The sequence below is a fragment of the Paramicrobacterium chengjingii genome (assembly GCF_011751765.2).
GTDB classification, from domain to species: domain Bacteria; phylum Actinomycetota; class Actinomycetes; order Actinomycetales; family Microbacteriaceae; genus Paramicrobacterium; species Paramicrobacterium chengjingii.
Window position 1 is genome coordinate 2371566 of record NZ_CP061169.1, and the last position, 17788, is coordinate 2389353.

Sequence of the window (17788 nt, forward strand, 5' to 3'; positions counted from 1 at the left end):
ATTCCCCATCGTCTTGTTCAGCAAACAATCGCGACCACGTTTCGTTAACATAGACTCATTGCGCTAGAGCCAAAAGGGGCCAGATGGAGCTTTCACATTTAATCCGCATTCTGCGTACACACTGGATTGCGATCCTGATTGGGGTAGCACTCGGCGGGTTACTTGCCTATGGGTGGACCTTGACACAGCACAAAGTGTTTGAAGCTGATGCGACGGGGACTGTCTCCTCAAGCAAACCAAGTGATGACGCTAGTACGGCACTGCTCTATGAGAATCTCGCCAAATCAAAGGTGAAGTCGTACATGCAATGGGCGACCACACGCACAGTGGCGGAGTCTGCCATCAGTTCTCTCGGTCTTGCCAATTCGCCCGAGCAGCTCGTCTCGAGAATTAGCGTGGAGAATCCCGTAGACACCCCCGTTATTAAGGTCACCGCAGAGGGCCCCACACCAGAAGCAGCCCGCGACCTAGCAACCGCGTGGCTCGATGGCCTCGCTGCTGAAGGTAAAGAGCAGTCTGGAGGTTCCGAAGACGCAATGACCCTCCGCGTTACAGAGTCTGCGGCTTTACCTGCCGCTCCGTCTTCGCCGAATGTCAAGTTATCACTTCTCCTTGGCCTGCTCGGCGGCCTCGTTGCTGGTCTGGCATATGCCACGTTGCGAGACATGCTTGATCGTCGCGTTCGGAATGTAGAGCAAATAGAGCGCGAGTTCGCAATTCCAGCAATCGGGACCGTCCCTGTTGACAAATCGTTCGATGAGAATGAACGAATCGGTCAAGCAGACGAGAGAAATAGCTACAACTCGCGAGCAACGTTCAGCGCTGTCGCAGAATCGATGCGCGAACTCAGAACGAACCTTCAATTCATAAACGTCGATAAACCGCCAAAAGTGGTCGTCGTATCAAGCCCGCTCCCCGGAGACGGCAAATCTACGATTAGCGTAAATCTCGCACTAACGATTGCAGCTTCAGGGCAACGGGTCGTACTTGTCGATGCCGATCTTCGTCGACCGACAGTCGCCAAGACTTTTAACCTCATCGAGGGAATTGGCCTTACCGACGTATTAGCGGGCAACGCCGAATTGAGCGATGTCCTGCAGCCGTGGGGAGAATCTGGCAACTTCTTTATTCTTGGAGCCGGAAAACATCCGCCGAACCCGAGCGAGTTACTTGGGTCCGCTGCTATGAAAAGCGTCCTCGATGAACTCTCTCGTCATGCCTTCGTGCTTGTCGATGCGCCACCACTGATTCCCGTCACGGACGCTGCGGTCCTTGCAAAACAGACAGATGGCGTCGTTGTCGTTGCGAGCAGTGGCAAGACAACGACTGATGCGCTTGGCAAGGCTCTTCAGAATCTGGATCGCGTTAACGCCAAGCCCATGGGAATAGTCCTCAATCGAGTCCCCCGCACTGGGCCAAATTCCAGCTACTACGGATACAAGTATTCTGGTTATTATGGAACCAACGATCCTGTCGCTCCGACCACCAGTGTTGACGGCCAATCGCGCACACGACGCAAAGCACGCGTGAGGAGCTAAGTTGCTGGGCTTGTTGAATCCCAGGAATGGTGACGTTTCTGACACGTTCGTAATAACCACTGTCTGCGAGGGGAACATCTGCAGATCCCCACTCGCCGAACGATTGTTGCGGGAATCACTTGCTCCGCCAGACTTTAAAGTGGAGAGCGCAGGTCTGAGAGCTTTAGTCGGACACACAATGGACTCTCAAGCAGCTGCGGTAGCGGAGCGACTCGGTTGCACAACTGCTCCGCACTCGGGCAGGCAAATAGATGGCCTGATAGTCGCCGGATCGTCTGTTTTGCTCACGATGACGAAGAGCCAACGCGACATGCTTGTTCAGATGCATCCGCGCGCACTCCGAAAAACATTCACGCTCGCAGAATTCGCAGCGTTATGCAGTGAGGAAGCCGCCCCAGTCACGGCTGGCAACCTAACAACGATTGTGGGTACCTTCGCCCAGCGCCGCTCAGAAGTGCGCTTGACGAATGAAGACGATATTGAAGACCCGTATCTGAAAAGCCTAGAGGTGCACGCACGAGTAGGCGAGAAAATATCTCTTCTTTGCGCCGAGATCATCAACAATTTCCGCGAGAGTTAGCTATGGCCATTAGCTTGAAGGACGTCATTCGCATACCAGAACAGGTGGCTGTAGTTGATCGCGGAGAGTACGTTCTTGCGTTGAACCTGGCTCGGACAGGACAAACTTCTCCACTGGTGTTTCGTGATTCTGCCCTAACGATCTGGAGATCAATCACCGGCCTGGAAACGGTCGAGCACGTGGTCGTGAACGTTTGCAGTGTCACGGGCGCTGCGCACACCACGATTGCGCCCTCCGTAGTTGACCTGATCAACGATCTCGTGAATCTATGCCTCGTCGAAGCTGTGGCCCGCGAATGACAGAGGTGGAGTACTTCTCAAGACAAGACGCCGTTGCGTTTGCACATGCACTTGTTGCGTTTGTTGCGCACGAACGGGGCTTCCGCGCGCTGTCGATCAAAGGCTTCACGATGTCTCACTATGGGCTCCGTGCCGAGCGAACTTACGCAGATGCAGACGTGTGGGTGGATCCACAGTCGTTAGACGCCCTTATCGATGCGCTGAGCGAGTATGGATGGACAGAGCGGTACGAACGCGTCACCGCGAGGATCCTTCCAGATCATTCACGGACACTCATTCATGACCAATGGCCATGCGACATCGACCTTCATTGGTTCTTTCCTGGTAGCTTTGCGCGGCCTGACCAAGCATTCGACTACATTTGGTCAAGTCGCTCGAAGCACAACATCGCATCTACCCCGATAGAAATTCCTAGTCGCGAAGTCTGCACAGTAATCGGGTTACTTCACACGCTACGCCACCCAGACTCGCCGCTCCATCGCTCTGAACTCGAAGCGATTTGCAACGCAATTAGTCACCTTGATGCAGAAGACACACGCGGTGTTGCAAAGGCCGCTGAGGACCTCCAGGCACTCTACGTAGTCAAGCGGACACTTTCCGATCTCGGAATCGACACGCCAGAGCAGGAAACGACCGATGAGGCAAAGTACCGCTGGAAGATCTATACGCTCACCCACGACAATGGGTCTACCGGAGCGTGGCTCTATGCTTTTCGGAGCGCCCCCTTCCGCAACCGTCCTGAGATCTTATGGCGTGCGCTCTATCCAACTCGACAAGAAATCGAGCGCGAGATGCGCCGCAAGATTACAACGAAGGAAGCCTCTCGCTACCGACTGCTACGACTCGCAAAGGGCGTCAAAAATTTTCCGCGCGCCTTTGCAAACATCTCAACCTAATTCTCCCGAGGTCTAGCACCTTGTCCACGAACGACTCGCTCGTATAGGGCCTCAACTTCGGCGGATCTCAACCTCACGTCGAACTGTTCTAGCGCCAGCCTTCTAGATGCGCTACCCATCGTCTTTCTCAGTTCCTGGTCATCCAGAAGTCGCTGTATAGCGTCTCCCAGGGCACCGACTTCAAACGGAGGGACAAGGAGCCCGGTCACGCCGTTCTCCACAACCTCTCTCACGCCTCCGTGGTCGTATGAAACGACCGGTAAACTACACAGCGCAGCTTCGATAGAAACCATGGATAATCCCTCAGGACGCCTGGATGGGCCACAGAAGACCTGAGAGCGGCAGATGAAGTGCAATACTGATTCAGGGGGCTGAAAACCGACGAAATTAACGGTTAGATTGAGTTCCTCAGCAAGCATCTCGAGTGATTTTCGGTAGCTACCGTCCCCGACAACAATAATCTTGATGTCACGTTCCAACTGAGACACTGCGTAAAAGAGATCTTGAACCCCTTTAGTCTCCTCCAAACGCCCCACGTACACTACGTCCCATTCGATAGAGTTATCGTCACCCGAGGTGATGTCAGAGATTGGGATGCCGGTTGGAATGATCGTGATCTTCCCCTCGGACGCTCCGAGCCGCAATGCATACTCTTTAATGAATTCGGACACTGCGATTACTGAACTAGCTCGGTTAAACATGGTCTTCAACCGTCGGCGCTTCGAGCGCGCACGAATACCTCTCCCCCACGGGTGCGTCGATACGTCAGATCCATGCAGGGTAACAACTAGCGGAATTCCAAGCTTTCGAGCAGCTCGACTAACTCGAGCTGCGTCATACGCGAAATGGGCGTGGATAATTGAGGGCCGCGTCTCACGTATCACCTCGGCAAGACGACTGGAAAGTCCAAAGTACTGCAGTATACGTTTACGAAGAGAATCGAGCTTGGACGCCGAATACAAGATGCGATCGCCCGAGGATGACACGTCAGAGTCGATCTTGACTGCACCAACGGGGATTGCTTCCCAATCGTTGAAATTCGCTATCTGGTTCCGGATGAATGTCTCGGAACCACCGAGCCATCCCCAGCGCCAAATCAGTACGCGACGCGAAATGACGCCCATGTTCTGCGGTTCCTCTCAGTGATTGCGTGACGAATACTACAATCATATGAATAGCCACCCATGTACACGGCTGCGCATCAGCAGCATGGAATGTGAGATTTACATGAAGCCAGCCGACCCCGTCGATGTTGTCGTCACGTGGGTGGATGATTCCGACGCAAGTTGGCGAAACGATAGGGATCGTATTCGCGGTGGAACAAGCCAAGACGTCGAGCGAAATACTCCCGAGCGATACAGAGATTGGGGTGCGCTTCGGTATTTCTTCAGAGCTCTCGAACAGAACTGTTCATGGGCAAGATACATCCATTTTGTAACGGTGAACCCTGTTCCTGTCTGGGTCAACAAGGAACATCCAAAGTTGCGAGTAGTCCACCATCGCGACTTTATTCCTGAAGGCTTTTTGCCCACGTTCAATTCACGCGCGATCGAGGTACATCTCCACAAGATTCCTGACCTCAGTGAAAACTTCATTTATGTTAATGACGACACATACATAACGCGGAAGATTGGCAAGGAACACTTCTTTCCAAAGCAAAAGCCTGCTGCGATGGCTATCAGCAATGCACTTTCCATCGGCGACAACATCTCGCACGCGATTCTCAACAATATTCGGGTTATTAACAATCATTTCGACAAGAAGCGAGTAATTCTCCGGTCGCCATTTAAATGGCTGAACCCAACGTACGGAGTGAAAATATTTCAGAATGTCGCGTTGTTACCGTGGCCAAAATTTACGGGTTTTCACATCTCACATCTGCCACAGGCACTGCGGAAATCCACTATGCGCAAAGTCTGGGACGTTGAGCACCTGCTTCTTGAGGAGACGGCGAATTCACGATTCCGCCAATTTACAGATCTGAACCCGTATCTCTTTACTTATTGGGATATTTGCACAGGTCAATTCACGCCGGTTTCGCCAACGCGATATGGTCGCTACTTCCAGATCGGTCAGTCTTCCGTCCAAAAAATGACACGGAGTATCGCTGAAGGACGAATCCCGATTATCTGCATAAACGATGGGGAATCTAGTTCGTTCGCTTCCGATCGGAACCAGATCCTTGGCGCACTGGCGAGACGATTCCCAACACAGTCGAGCTTCGAAATGGATAATGGATGACTCGCGTTCTTCACGTCTCGGACTATGAGACGGGCGGTGGTGCTGAGAGCGTCTTCCAGGACACCATTGCTTCTTCGCGCGCCCTTGGACATCGTGTCGAGACGCTCACTGCGAATGGACGCAGAAACGCATTGAGTTACGTTTGGTCCTGGAAGTCGTACAACCGAATGCAGCAAGTTCTACGCCAGTTCAAGCCGGACATTGTCCATCTGCACAACTATTATCATGCCCTTTCCCCTAGCATCCTTCAGGCTCTTCGACAGCATCGAAAGTCGCACGGTGTCAAGGTCGTGTACACAGCTCACGACTACCATCTCGTGTCTCCAAACAGCGGCTTGCAGATATTCAGACATGACAAGCCGCGAAACGTCACACCTTCAAGCCCCGTCCTTCGAAATTTATGGCGATTTGACTCGAGGTCGCCACTATATTCGGCTCTCAAAGTCACGCAGTGGCTGATCGCGTACAAGTTTCTCCGACTTGATCACGTCTTGGATCTCATCGTTGCGCCAAGCGAATTCATGCGAAGTGTCCTCGAGGAGTTCCAGGTGCCCACGGGCGTCACCGTCATTCGAAATCCCGTACCCAGCTCCGATGCCGCGCTACAAGATCGGCAGACGACGCAGAGCTCTGATCCGCATCTGAATTCAGTCACATACTTTGGCCGGATCGAACCTGAGAAGGGTGTGCTGGATGCGCTCAGGATTCTCTTAGAAAATGGAATTGGAGTAGACGTTTTCGGCGCAGGTTCAGATACCAACAAGGTAATGGAGCTGTGCGAGACGTATGCAAGCAGCTGCCGCTATTTTGGCCCTGTTAAGAGAAGCGAGCTCTTTGCGAGGCTAAGTAGCTATAACGTGCTTATTTATCCCTCGCAATGGCTCGAGAACGCTCCACTTGCAATCATCGAAGGTGCTCTTCATGGCTTGAGGATCGTGGCGCCCAACATCGGGGGGTGCGCCGAGATGGCGAGACTTACGTCAGGCTACAACCTCTATGACCCAGAATCAGCGGGCTCATTACTTCGCGCCGTCAGTGCTGCACTTGAGCAAACAGAGGAAAATCAAGTGCTTGATCCAGACAGATTCTTACTATCAACGTACCGTCATGATCTTTCCGAAACCTACAGCATCGTGCAATCCGCAGGTACACATCGGGACGTAAGGTGATAGTAAAATGACGAACGTCCTCGTCCTCCTCACGATCTCGTTCCTGTTATCTTTTGTCTTGCCACGGTCGTGGCATGTGGCAATCACCACAGCGCTTTCCTCAGTGAGCTTTCAGCCCATGAGCCCCGCAGCACCAGCGGGTTCCGTTTGGGCGGCCGGAGGGTTCCTTAAGGCAGGGGGGAACTTCATCCGCGTGGTATTCTCTGCGCCAGGAATACTCCTCATTTTGTTGATGACGGCGCAGCTCGTAGCAGTTTTCTGGTCGCCGGCAAGCCCTCCGTATGCCGTCGTCATATTTTCTACTTTCGGCATAATCGCGTGCACAGCGGCGTTCATGGCAAACAGCAGAGATTTATATGCGACGCTTCGGCTTATCATGGCTTCGGTATCGCCGATATTGATTCTCCAGGCCGCAGCGACAATCCTCTTTCTCATAGACCCTTCCCTTGAGGAGCAGTATCTGCGATCTCCACTTGCGGAACTGTTCATGGGCGATGCGGCCTCTCGCCTCTATACGGACCTTCCGAACAACGTTACGGACCCCTTCAAGTCCGGAGGACTGTTCTTTGTCAATGGTAATCGCGCGTCGATGTACCTAGGTGTTGCTGCGATGCTTGTATTCGCAGTGGCGGTGAAATACAAAAGGGCGCGGTACTGGGTGCTCGGGTTCTTCCTTATCGCCGGAGCACTATTCACTTTCTCGAAGACTGCAGTCATACTCAGTGTCCTCACCTTTGCTGTGGCCCTCGTCAGTCCAGCCATCCTCAGTCGTGGAAGTTCAGCGGGCCGATTTATGTTTGGCATTGGGCTACTCGGGGGCCTGAGCATCGTCGCGCTTTATGTACTCGCAACGACTGATGACTTCACGGAGGCATCGGAGACGGCGTCTGCATCACGGCTCGTCCTCTGGAAATACGCCATTAGAGCTTTAGCGGATTCACCAATTCTTGGACTCGGGTGGGGCGGTTGGGCACGTTATTGGGCCGGACCGGCCGACTCTTTACGGATGTCGCCTGGCTTTCCTCCTCATAATTTCATCCTAGAGACGTGGACTGACTCTGGACTCGTTGCAGTGATCATCATTATTGCCTTGTGCCTGTACGCAATAGTGAGACTCCTACTTCATATTCGTTATGCTGGCTCTCTGAGTAATGCGCGGCCTGTAGCCTTTGTCGCGGCTGCGCTGATCTGGATGGTTATGCACGGAATGTATGACAATACATCGTTTTACGGTTCGCCGAACACTCTTCCTTTTTTCTCGTTCGTTCTTGCGTTCGTCCTTAACCCCATTCCCTCGCACCTCGGCGTCGACACAAAAGTACACCGCTCACGAACCCCGTCTTCGTTCTTTCCGGGATTCCTTTCCTGGCGTGACGTACCTCTCGAAGAAGACCGCTAAGTCGTGACAACCAATCACGACGGTTTTGGAGTGTCACGAGGCGTGTCAATCACGCTTCTCGGTAATGTCGCGGTGCCATTGGCTGGTCTCGTGACCGCGCCAGTGCTTGCGCAATCACTCGGAGTGGATGGACGAGGAACAGTCGCAGCAGCAATCGCTCCGACCTTACTCGCGGTCAGCCTTGTCACACTCGGACTTCCAGAAGCACTCACTTACTACTCGACTCGGATCTCCGCGCGTTGGCGCGCGATTGTGGTTTCGGTACTTTTCACACTTGCTGGCACCGGAGCAGTTTCCGTTGGGATTATCGCTGCGCTTGCGATGCCTCTCGCTGCTGGCGTACCGGGTTTGGACAAGCTCATGGTTCTCGCCAGCATGATTGTGGTTCCAACGCTCATCCAAACCGCGCTACGGGGAATCGCGGCTGGACGTCGCGCGTGGTGGCGCATCACATTTGAAAGGATCACGAATTCCACGGCGCGCATGGTGACGGTCGTCGCACTTGCACTCACAGACTCGTTAGACATAACGACTGGGACTATAGCGATGGCGTTCAGTACTTGCGTAGGTCTTATCGCTTACGTGCGCCTTCCACGACGGCAGACGAGCGCGGCTGCTTCCCCTCACGCCTTCAGTAACGTCATCTCTTACGGGTCGCGCATATGGCTTGGATCGCTGTCAGGAGTCGTTCTTGCGCGCCTAGACCAGACTCTTATGGTTGTTTTGGCCAGCACATATGATCTCGGGCTCTACGTGGTGGCAGTCACGGTGAGTGAAATGGTCCTCGTCGTCAATTCATCGATTCGCGACGTCGTTTTCGCCATTGAATCCGGCGGCACGGATGACAATAGGATTGCTGCCGCTAGCAGGGTATCTACGCTCATCACTGCGTGCGGTTGCATTGCGATCGGTCTCCTATCGATTTGGGCCGTACCGTTCTTCTTCGGAGAGGATTTCGCCGGAGCCATCCCGCTCATATGGGTGCTATCGCTCGGAATTGTCCTCGGCAATCCAGGTTCAGTTGCTGGAATCGGGCTAACCTCACGAGGTCGCCCGGGCCTTAGGAGTGTTTCATTGGCCATCGCCGCACTCTGCAACGTTGCGATCCTCATTGTGCTTACCCCGTTAGTGGGAGCAATGGGCGCTGCTCTTGCCACAGTTGCCGGAAACATAGTCGCTGGCCTCCTCAATGTGATTTGGATGAACAGGTATTGCGGAGTACCTATGTCGAGCTTCTACGGCATTAGATCAACGGACGTAAGAACTGCAGTTGCCGTCGTGCACAGATTCATCTCTCGAGGAAAGTTCCACTAGGAAACTTGAGACTTCTGCCATTCAGTAATGCGCCGCGAGAATTGCGTCTTGGAGAACGTCGCGGCGTGATCGCGAGTTACCGATCGGTTACACGCAATCGCATCACGGGCAGCCGCCAACACTTCGCTCGCAGATTGCCAATCTTCGATCTGACGACCGGTTTGACCGTCCAAGACAGATTCGCGGGTACCTCCTCGAGCATTGCACAGAACGGGAGTGCCGACCGCCATCGCCTCGACGGGCATGATCCCAAAATCTTCGACCGCGGGAAACACAAATAGAATTGCTCGCTGGTACAGCGTGCGCAATAACGCGTTACTGGGTGAATGCACAAATTTCACAGGAACACTTGAGTCAGCGGCACGCGAGCGAAGGAATTTCTCCTCCGGACCGGCTCCCGCGATTACGGCTGGCATGCCCAGCGCTTCTGCGACGTCTATCGTCAGTTCGAGCCTCTTGTACGGTATCCATCTCGAAGCGCCAAGAACGAACGCTGACGGAAGTGACGTCGCAACTTGGGCTTCTTCTTCCCCCAATTGCGATGACCAATCCGTAATCGCTTGGATAGCTTCAACGTCGACCGGTGGATAAATTACCTCAGAGTCACGTTGCCATGCGTACTTGACTCGCATCGCAACGTAGCGGCTATTTGCCGCGATTGATGTCGCCTCTTGAGCCCGTCGCCGATCTACACCCTTAAAAACTGGGGCTGCCAGACGTGCGGAGACGGACCTCCCACGCGCGTCTAGTTCTGGTGTCCAAATGTATCGGGCCGGAGTATGCGTGTACACGAGCTTCTTAAAATCTGGCCGCTGCGATCTGAAAGATACATGATGAGCAAATGAGTGCGAGCTCACGAGGGCCCAGTCATAATCGTGATTGGTCTGATTGCGCCAGACAGCAGGCACGAATGGGAGTGCCGCTGCCTTCCGCCCCCGTAATGGGGAACGCGCCAAAGCCGTCTCTCTGACTACCCGATCGGGAAAGCGTTCCGCTGCGTTGTTCCACAAACACAACATGTCTGCATCGGGGAAAATATGCGACAGGGCCTCTAGTACGTTCTCGGAACCGCCGATCTTCTCGATCCACTCATGAACGAGCACGCCTGCCACTAATACGCTCCCGTCGGCGAGATCACTTCGCGGAAGGTCTTGAAAAGAATTGCGAGGTCGCTGGTCAGCGACCAGTTCTCAACGTAGTAGAGGTCGAGTCGAATCGCGTCTTCCCACTCGAGATTCGACCGTCCGCTGACCTGCCAGAGGCCGCTCATGCCTGGTTTGACAACCAGCCGTCGTTTCGCCGCCTCATCATAGAGCGCGACTTCGCCCTCCCGCTGGGGTCTGGGCCCGACCAAACTCATCTCGCCAAAGAGCACGTTCACAAGCTGAGGAAGCTCGTCAAGCGAGTACTTGCGAAGGAATGACCCCACGCGCGTGACACGCGGATCGGAACGTATCTTGAAGAGCGGACTCTGATCAGTGCCTTGAGCCTTCAGCAACTCAGCCAACATCCCATCGGAATCTTGTCGCATCGTCCGAAATTTGCGGATCTGGAACGGAGCGCCAAGTCGCCCAATTCGCTCTTGCGTGTAGAAGACGGGTCCTGGACTCGACAATTTGACCAGGATGCTCAGAAGGAGGAAGAGCGGCGACAGAATAAGCAAGATCAGCAGCGACCCGCAGACGTCGAAAAGCCGCTTCAGAACTGTCTCGCGAACTTCCATCTTCGGAGTCTCGACGTGAATCAGAGGAAGACCGGCGACTGGCCGGACGCTGAGTCGCGGCCCTGCAATGTTCGTGAGGCTCGGAGCCATGATGAGGTGGTGCCGGCCCGGAGTCAGCTGCCAGCTAATGTCATTAATGTCTGCGGGCGACAGATGCTCGTTACTCGCGATCACGAGTGTGTCTGCGTTTACCTGCTCCATAAGTTCGACGTAGTCCCGAGCAGTTCGCATGACAGGGAGCGAACCGCCGTGCTCGACGTCGTTGTACTCCGAGACCTCGTCGTCGTCACCCGTGATGCAGATTCCGACGAGCATCAGATCCGTGCCGCTCAATCGGTTGAGGTCTTCGACGACGGAATTGCTCGCCCTCTGGGAGCCGATAAGAATCGCGCGAGAGACGAAAAGTTCATTACGACGTTGACCCCGCAGCCACTGCCTCCACAACCATCGGGTGACGAGAAGCAGCACTGTGCCGACGGGGAAGGCAATCAGCAGATAGCCTCGCGAGAAGTCGATCTGGAAGAGTAGCGAAACGATGGCCGTGATGCCAAAGAGCCGCAGGCTTGCATCGAATATGACGCGATACTCGTCCGAACCAGCACCGATGACGCGCGATGACCGCGAACCGTACATCTCGAGCACGATAAGCCAGAGAGCAGCGAGAGCAATTGACACTCCCCAGTATTCGACACCGACTCCGGCGAGCTGCGTCGTCGTGCCAAGCCACAAGAGTTGAGTCGCAAAGACGACGATGACGACGACGACGATATCTGTAAAACGAATTCGTCGCGCATAGCGCTCAGTCCAGTGAATAGCGCTTCGTGTGGTGTCTTCTCGGACACTACGAGCGTCACTCCCCATTGTGAGCATCCGAATAAGTCCCCTTCGCGCGACTACTGACACGTTGTCAGCGAACGCATAGCGCTACTCAGGTTACAAGGTGGCGCACCAGCAACATCGCAATCATCCCCCTAACTGGGGACACGTCGATGCTACCCGTCACAGGTGATTCAGCCCAGCACTCCCCCGGATTCCTGCAGATAGCAGACTCCACAGAGCGACTCGTATGTGACCTCGGCGCCGTCGATCGCCACCTGGTCGCCGTCGAAGATGAAGCGGTCGCCGACGCGTCGTCCGTTGAACAGTGCCTTGCGGCCGCAGCGGCAGATGGTCTTCAGCTCTTCGAGCGAGTGGGCGACTTCGAGCAGGCGTCGACTGCCGGGAAACGCCTTTGTGCGGAAGTCCGTGCGGATGCCGTAGGCAAGAACGGGGATTCCCTCAAGTAGTGCGATCCGCAGCATCCCGTCAACCTGTTCTTCGGTGAGAAACTGTGCCTCATCGAGCAGCAGGCAACTGACGTCTTGGTTCGTCGCGCTAATGTGCTCGGCACGCATGCGCTGAAACTGCACGTAGGTGTCGTCTTCGGGAGTGATGACGTAGTCGACGTCGCGGGTGACGCCGAGACGACTCTCGATCGACTGGTCACCCTTGGTGTCGACGGACGGCTTTGAGAGGAGCACACGCTGTCCGCGCTCTTCGTAGTTGAACGCCGCTTGAAGGAGTGCCGTGCTCTTGCCGGAGTTCATCGCGCCGTAACGGAAGTACAGTTTTGCCACGTGCTCAAGCTTAGATGCAAGCACCTTCACTCAGTCATCAGTCACTTTCTGCGTCGGGCAACCTCAATAACATGTTCAAAGGTGCTCCACGTTCTCCCCAGATATGCGATTTCGCACGTCGAGAACGTAACACTCAGCTTCGTTCAAGCCTGAATAGTCAACATTCGGGTGATCTACAAGGAGTATTGCGGCGTCTATGTCTCCGACCTGGCGTGTTGATTCGACTCGCTTTGCTGTTGTCGGCCAAATCGCCTCATCCACAAACGGATCGAGAGCATAAACATCCGCGCCAAGTTCTTTAAGCGCCGTCATTACCTTCATCGACGGAGATTCCCGGATATCTCCTGTCCCTGCCTTGTATGAGAGCCCCAGGAGAAGAATCTTTGAGCCACGAAGCGCTTTTGAACGTTCATTCATACCGATCATCAACCGCTGGACAACGTAGTCGGGCATGTGATCGTTGATGTCATTCGCGAGCTCGACAAACCGGAACCCCTTGCCCAGCTTTCGGCGTACCTCCCAGAGGAGATAGCTCGGATCAACCGGGAGACAATGCCCTCCAACGCCGGCCCCTGGAGTGAATTTCATAAAACCGAAGGGTTTCGTTCCCGCGGCTTCAATTGCGTTCCAGACATCTACTCCGAGCTGGTGACCGAACATTGCAAGTTCGTTGACTAGCGCGACATTAACATGTCGGAAGGTATTCTCCAGAAGCTTCGTCAATTCAGCTTCTCGAGGGGACTTTACCGGGACGACGACATCAACCAAACTCTTGTAGAACCTGATGACTCTCTCCGTGGAACGCTCATCCACTCCTGAAACGACTTTCGGAGTGTTCTGAAAATTCCAGATGGCATTTCCTGGATCGATGCGCTCAGGGCTGTATCCCACGCTAAAGTCTCTACCAGCTTTCAACCCGCTACCTTGTTCGAGAACTGGAACCAAGAGTTCCTCTGTGGTCCCGGGATAAGTTGTGGACTCGAGGATGACTGTCGATTCGCTTCTGACATGAGGAGCAAGAGACTCCCCCGCGCTCTCAATGAATGAAAGATCCGGGATCGACTCGTTCAGTGGCGTTGGAACGCTGATCACCGCGAAATCGAAATCCTGCGCATCCTCGTATCTTGAGCTTGGATGAAAGCGGCCTGTCTCCAGAGCTGTCCGAAGTTCAGCCTCAGATACGTCTTCGACATAAGAAATGCCGTTCGAAAGCTGGCTCACTCGCAGCTGGTTCAAATCTAGCCCAACGACGTCGTACCCTTGAGCGACTGCTCGCATTGCAACCGGGAGGCCAACATACCCCTGTCCAACAATTACGACCTTTTGGGTTTGCATGCTTTGTTATTCTCCAATACGAGTCAGGGTTTTGCACTTCTCGATAACGCCAACTTACCGGAGCGCAGGCCACATTCGCGTGGGCTAGCTCTCTGGATCCAGCAGCGTTACCGATCACTGGATTGGGTAGCTCGCAAACGCAGCAGTGGTTTGCGTCTGCCCGTGACGAACCCGAGCAGCCATTCGACGGGGCCGGTTCCTACGTAGCGCCACCAGGCCCAGCCGATCGCGATCATCACCGGCACGATGATGATCCAGCCGACGTAGTTGTTGTCGGGCGGGCGACCGTATTGCACGTTGAATGCGGCGATGAGTGCGACATGCAGCAGGTACAGGCTCAGCGCCACCTGCCCGCAGCCGCGAAGTGGCACGAAGACGGCGTCGACGAAGCGCTTCCACGCGCCTACCTTCAGCGTCGCGAGAAGAACGACGATGGCGTAGGCGAGGAAGACCAGTCCGACGTCATGGAGCGTGTCGCGGTAGTCGCCGGAGACTGACTCGGGCAACCCGAGGAACTTCTCAGATACCGGACGCACGAGGTAGGCGATGGGAGCCATCGCGAGCATGCTCCAGAGCACACTGTCGCGCTTCATGCCGTGGCGCAGCACGAGTGCTCCCAGGAGGAAGAACGGCAGCAGGTTGGTGAGCCGGTAGTGCGGGCTGATGGCGATCCACGATGCGATTTCGCGGACGGCGTCGCCGTTCGTGTATGCCCACACTTGTTGTTTCGCCCAGGCGTTGAGAGGAGAGCTGATGATCGCGACCGCCAGCGCGATGGCGATGACTGTTTTTGTGCGAAGCAGCACGATTGCCGCACCGACGATCAGCAGGACTCCGAGGTGCGCGAGAATGATCGCCACCCACGAGCCCCACGTTGCCATCCACACTCCGAGCACGATGAGCACCAGCCCGCGGATCACCTGCTGCAGGTAGGTGATGCCCGGAGTCCTCGAGCGGTTCGTGACGATCTGGGCAGACATTCCCATGACCAGGGCGAAAAGCGGTGAGGCGAGATCGTTGATGTTGCCGGCCAGAAACCCGACGGCCCCCGGCGTGTGTGGCAGAAAAACGTTGGCGTGGGCGATGAGCATCGCAACGATTGCGACGCCGCGCAGAACATCGGGAATCACGAGGCGAACGATGCCTGCCCTGTGATGCGAATTCATTTGCGTGCCACTGGCCGTCGCATCGTTACTCGTCACGCGCCCCAGCATAGCGGGGAGCATCCGACCACGACCGCGGTGACTGACTAGGCGTCGAGCCCAGACAGGTAATCTCCGTAGCCGCTCTTCGCGTACGTCGCCGAGTGTGCAGAGAGTTGCTCGTCACTGATCCATCCCTGGCGCCACGCAACCTCTTCAATGCAGCCGATCTTGTGCCCCTGACGTTCTTCGATCACTCTGACGTACTCCGATGCCTGCATCATCGAGTTGATCGTTCCGGTGTCGAGCCACGCTGTTCCGCGTTCCAGCACCTGCACCTGCAGCTCGCCCAGAGCCAAGTAGTGCTCGTTGATCGACGAGATCTCCAGCTCTCCACGGGCACTCGGCGTGATGGACCGGGCGATGTCGACGACGCGGTTGTCGTAGAAATACAGCCCGGGCACCGCATAGTTGCTCTTGGGTGAAACAGGCTTTTCTTCAATGCTGACCGCTCGATTGTCGGAATCGAACTCGACGACGCCGTAGGCCGCGGGATTTGCTACGTGGTAGGCGAAGATGAGCGCACCCGAGATGTCACTGTGCCCGTTCAGCGAGGTTCCCAGTCCCGTGCCGTGAAAGACATTGTCGCCGAGCACCAGGGCAACGCTTTCATCCCCGATAAAATCCTCGCCGATCAGAAACGCCTGCGCCAGACCATCGGGTGACGGCTGCACCGCGTACTGCAGGCTGATGCCCAGCGCTGCCCCATCGCCGAGAAGCGCCTCAAACTGTGCGCGATGCTCTGGCGTCGTAATCACCAGAATCTCGCGGATGCCGGCCATCATCAGCGTCGACAACGGGTAGTAGATCATGGGCTTGTCGTAGATGGGCATCAGCTGCTTCGAGATGCCCCGCGTAATCGGCCACAGCCTCGTTCCCGATCCGCCCGCAAGAATGATTCCGCGCATCAGGGGTGACCTTCCGCGGCCCGTGCATAAAACGCCCTAGCGGCATCCCACGTGGGTAAGAGATTGTCGCGTCTCGCCGCGCTGAGCGATGGCGCACCGATGTCTTTGGGCGACAGCAGAAGCTCGTCCCGGCCGAACGGAAGGTCGAGGGCGATGTCGGGATCGAGCGGCGATATGCCGTGTTCGCGTTCGGGGTTGTATGTGTCTGACACCAGATACGAGACGGTCGCGCCCTCGGTGAGCGCGACAAAGCAGTGCCCAAGGCCTTCCGAGAGAAAGACGGCGTTTCGGCGCTCGTCGTCCAACTGCACCGAGTCCCACTCGCCGAATGTCGGGGAACCCACGCGGATGTCAATGATGAAGTCGATGACCGATCCGTGTGACACCGTTACGTATTTGGCCTGGCTCGGAGGAATATCAGCAAAATGGATGCCGCGCACGGTACCCCTCGCCGACACCGACGTATTCGCCTGTTTCACCTCGAACGGGCGACCAGTTCGCTCTTCTAATTTGTCGAACCGGTACCATTCGAGAAAGACACCACGGTCGTCTTTGAACGTCTTCGGTGTAATTTCATAACTGTCGGGGACAGCCAAATCTCGAATCTCCACGCCCACAGCTTACGTGCCTGCACGCGGCGAGATTTCAGCATTGCGACACCAGTCGGAGGTACACACGTGAAGATTCTCATCACCGGCGCTGATGGCATGCTCGGAACCGACCTGCGCGAGAGCCTTGCCCACCACGACGTCACGCCAGCCAATCGCCGTACGCTCGACGTGACGGATGCTGCAGCCGTGCGCCACGCAGTCGCCGGTCAGGACGTCGTGATCAATGCCGCGGCCTTCACCAACGTCGATGCGGCAGAAGAGAACGAAGATCTGGCCTACCACGTCAATGCCGAGGGGGCACGCTATCTTGCCGAGGCGAGCAAGGGCTCTGGTGCTCGACTCGTGCAGATCTCCACAGACTATGTGTTCGACGGAACCTCGACCGAGCCGTACTCCGAAGACGAGGAGCTTCATCCGCTCTCGAGCTACGGCAGATCGAAGGCCGCAGGCGAACGGTTTGTGCGTGATTTGTACCCCGAGGGCAGCATCGTTGTGCGCACGGCGTGGCTGTATGGCAAGGCGGGGCCCAATTTTGCGGCGACGATGCTGACGCTCGCCGGAAAGCGAGAGACCGTCGACGTCGTCACCGATCAACGGGGCCAGCCGACGTGGACACGAGACCTCGCCGATCACATTCGACAGCTGCTCGAGCAGAACGCGGCCCCGGGAATTTACCACGGCACGAATTCCGGTGACACGACATGGTTTGAGTTTGCCCGGGCGGTCTACGACGAGTGCGGGCTGGACCCTGACCGCATCCGCCCAACCGACAGCGCACGCTTTGTGCGCGCCGCACCTCGACCGCGAAACTCGGTGCTCGCCCATGGGGCGTGGAACGCCATCAGCCTCGAGCCTATGCGGCCCTGGCGCGACGCGCTGCACGACGCCGTGCAGACGGGGGTGTTCGACGACCAACGTCGGCACCTGCAGGGTGATGCGACCGACGTAAGCTGATCT

Annotated in this window: 16 protein-coding genes; 8 read left to right on the forward strand and 8 right to left on the reverse strand. The window is 55.8% G+C overall.

Going from position 1 to position 17788, the window contains the following annotated elements; all coding sequences use genetic code 11:
- Nucleotides 1–83: 83 nt before the first annotated feature.
- The 3 genes from HCR76_RS11575 (at nucleotide 84) to HCR76_RS11585 (ending at nucleotide 3313) form a co-directional block, all read left to right on the forward strand.
- Nucleotides 84–1538, forward strand: a complete 1455-nt coding sequence (locus tag HCR76_RS11575; protein ID WP_166990454.1) for a tyrosine-protein kinase domain-containing protein — start codon at nucleotides 84–86, stop codon at nucleotides 1536–1538.
- A 13-nt stretch (nucleotides 1539–1551) separates the two neighbouring features.
- Nucleotides 1552–2118 carry an arsenate reductase/protein-tyrosine-phosphatase family protein gene (locus HCR76_RS11580; protein WP_280529499.1) on the forward strand — a complete coding sequence of 189 codons (567 nt, stop codon included), beginning with the start codon at nucleotides 1552–1554 and terminating at the stop codon, nucleotides 2116–2118.
- 295 nt (nucleotides 2119–2413) lie between these two features.
- Nucleotides 2414–3313, forward strand: a complete 900-nt coding sequence (locus HCR76_RS11585; RefSeq protein WP_166990459.1) for a nucleotidyltransferase family protein — start codon at nucleotides 2414–2416, stop codon at nucleotides 3311–3313.
- Here the strand turns inward: HCR76_RS11585 and HCR76_RS11590 are convergent.
- Complete coding sequence (locus tag HCR76_RS11590) at nucleotides 3310–4437, reverse strand: glycosyltransferase (RefSeq protein WP_166990462.1); 1128 nt, start codon at nucleotides 4435–4437, stop codon at nucleotides 3310–3312. The genes HCR76_RS11585 and HCR76_RS11590 overlap by 4 nt on opposite strands.
- A gap of 103 nt (nucleotides 4438–4540) precedes the next feature.
- On the opposite strand from HCR76_RS11590, the gene HCR76_RS11595 reads away from it, so the two are divergent.
- The 4 genes from HCR76_RS11595 to HCR76_RS11610 are packed head-to-tail and all read left to right on the forward strand — an operon-like array spanning nucleotide 4541 to nucleotide 9436.
- Complete coding sequence (locus tag HCR76_RS11595) at nucleotides 4541–5554, forward strand: Stealth CR1 domain-containing protein (protein WP_166990465.1); 1014 nt, start codon at nucleotides 4541–4543, stop codon at nucleotides 5552–5554.
- Entirely contained in the window at nucleotides 5551–6723 is a 1173-nt protein-coding gene (locus HCR76_RS11600; protein ID WP_166990468.1) for a glycosyltransferase, read from the forward strand. The genes HCR76_RS11595 and HCR76_RS11600 overlap by 4 nt, the downstream gene beginning before the upstream one ends.
- Before the next feature lie 7 nt (nucleotides 6724–6730).
- Nucleotides 6731–8122 carry an O-antigen ligase family protein gene (locus HCR76_RS11605; RefSeq protein WP_166990471.1) on the forward strand — a complete coding sequence of 464 codons (1392 nt, stop codon included), beginning with the start codon at nucleotides 6731–6733 and terminating at the stop codon, nucleotides 8120–8122.
- A 42-nt stretch (nucleotides 8123–8164) separates the two neighbouring features.
- Entirely contained in the window at nucleotides 8165–9436 is a 1272-nt protein-coding gene (locus tag HCR76_RS11610; protein WP_166990474.1) for a lipopolysaccharide biosynthesis protein, read from the forward strand.
- On the opposite strand, the gene HCR76_RS11615 is transcribed toward HCR76_RS11610, so the two are convergent.
- From HCR76_RS11615 to HCR76_RS11645, 7 genes are all read right to left on the reverse strand, one after another.
- Complete coding sequence (locus HCR76_RS11615) at nucleotides 9433–10548, reverse strand: glycosyltransferase (RefSeq protein WP_166990477.1); 1116 nt, start codon at nucleotides 10546–10548, stop codon at nucleotides 9433–9435. The genes HCR76_RS11610 and HCR76_RS11615 overlap by 4 nt on opposite strands.
- The gene (locus HCR76_RS11620) at nucleotides 10548–12020 is read right to left on the reverse strand and encodes a sugar transferase (protein ID WP_166990481.1); all 1473 of its coding nucleotides are present in this window, start codon (nucleotides 12018–12020) and stop codon (nucleotides 10548–10550) included. Before HCR76_RS11620 ends, HCR76_RS11615 begins: the two co-directional genes overlap by 1 nt.
- 149 nt (nucleotides 12021–12169) lie before the next feature.
- Nucleotides 12170–12775 carry a thymidine kinase gene (locus HCR76_RS11625; RefSeq protein WP_166990484.1) on the reverse strand — a complete coding sequence of 202 codons (606 nt, stop codon included), beginning with the start codon at nucleotides 12773–12775 and terminating at the stop codon, nucleotides 12170–12172.
- A gap of 75 nt (nucleotides 12776–12850) precedes the next feature.
- Nucleotides 12851–14110: a nucleotide sugar dehydrogenase gene (locus tag HCR76_RS11630; protein WP_166990488.1), complete on the reverse strand. Its 1260-nt coding sequence runs from the start codon at nucleotides 14108–14110 to the stop codon at nucleotides 12851–12853.
- Between the two features lie 107 nt (nucleotides 14111–14217).
- On the reverse strand, nucleotides 14218–15312 hold the full coding sequence (locus tag HCR76_RS11635) for a DUF418 domain-containing protein (RefSeq protein WP_166990491.1): 1095 nt from the start codon (nucleotides 15310–15312) through the stop codon (nucleotides 14218–14220).
- 47 nt (nucleotides 15313–15359) lie between these two features.
- Nucleotides 15360–16220 (reverse strand): glucose-1-phosphate thymidylyltransferase RfbA, encoded by an 861-nt coding sequence (gene rfbA / locus HCR76_RS11640; RefSeq protein ID WP_166990494.1) that lies wholly within the window; start codon nucleotides 16218–16220, stop codon nucleotides 15360–15362.
- Nucleotides 16220–16831, reverse strand: coding sequence for a dTDP-4-dehydrorhamnose 3,5-epimerase family protein (locus HCR76_RS11645; RefSeq protein ID WP_166990497.1), 612 nt, complete (start codon nucleotides 16829–16831; stop codon nucleotides 16220–16222). Before HCR76_RS11645 ends, rfbA begins: the two co-directional genes overlap by 1 nt.
- Nucleotides 16832–16897: 66 nt before the next feature.
- Between HCR76_RS11645 and rfbD the strand changes: the two genes are divergently transcribed.
- On the forward strand, nucleotides 16898–17785 hold the full coding sequence (gene rfbD, locus HCR76_RS11650) for a dTDP-4-dehydrorhamnose reductase (protein ID WP_166990500.1): 888 nt from the start codon (nucleotides 16898–16900) through the stop codon (nucleotides 17783–17785).
- Nucleotides 17786–17788 lie beyond the last annotated feature (3 nt).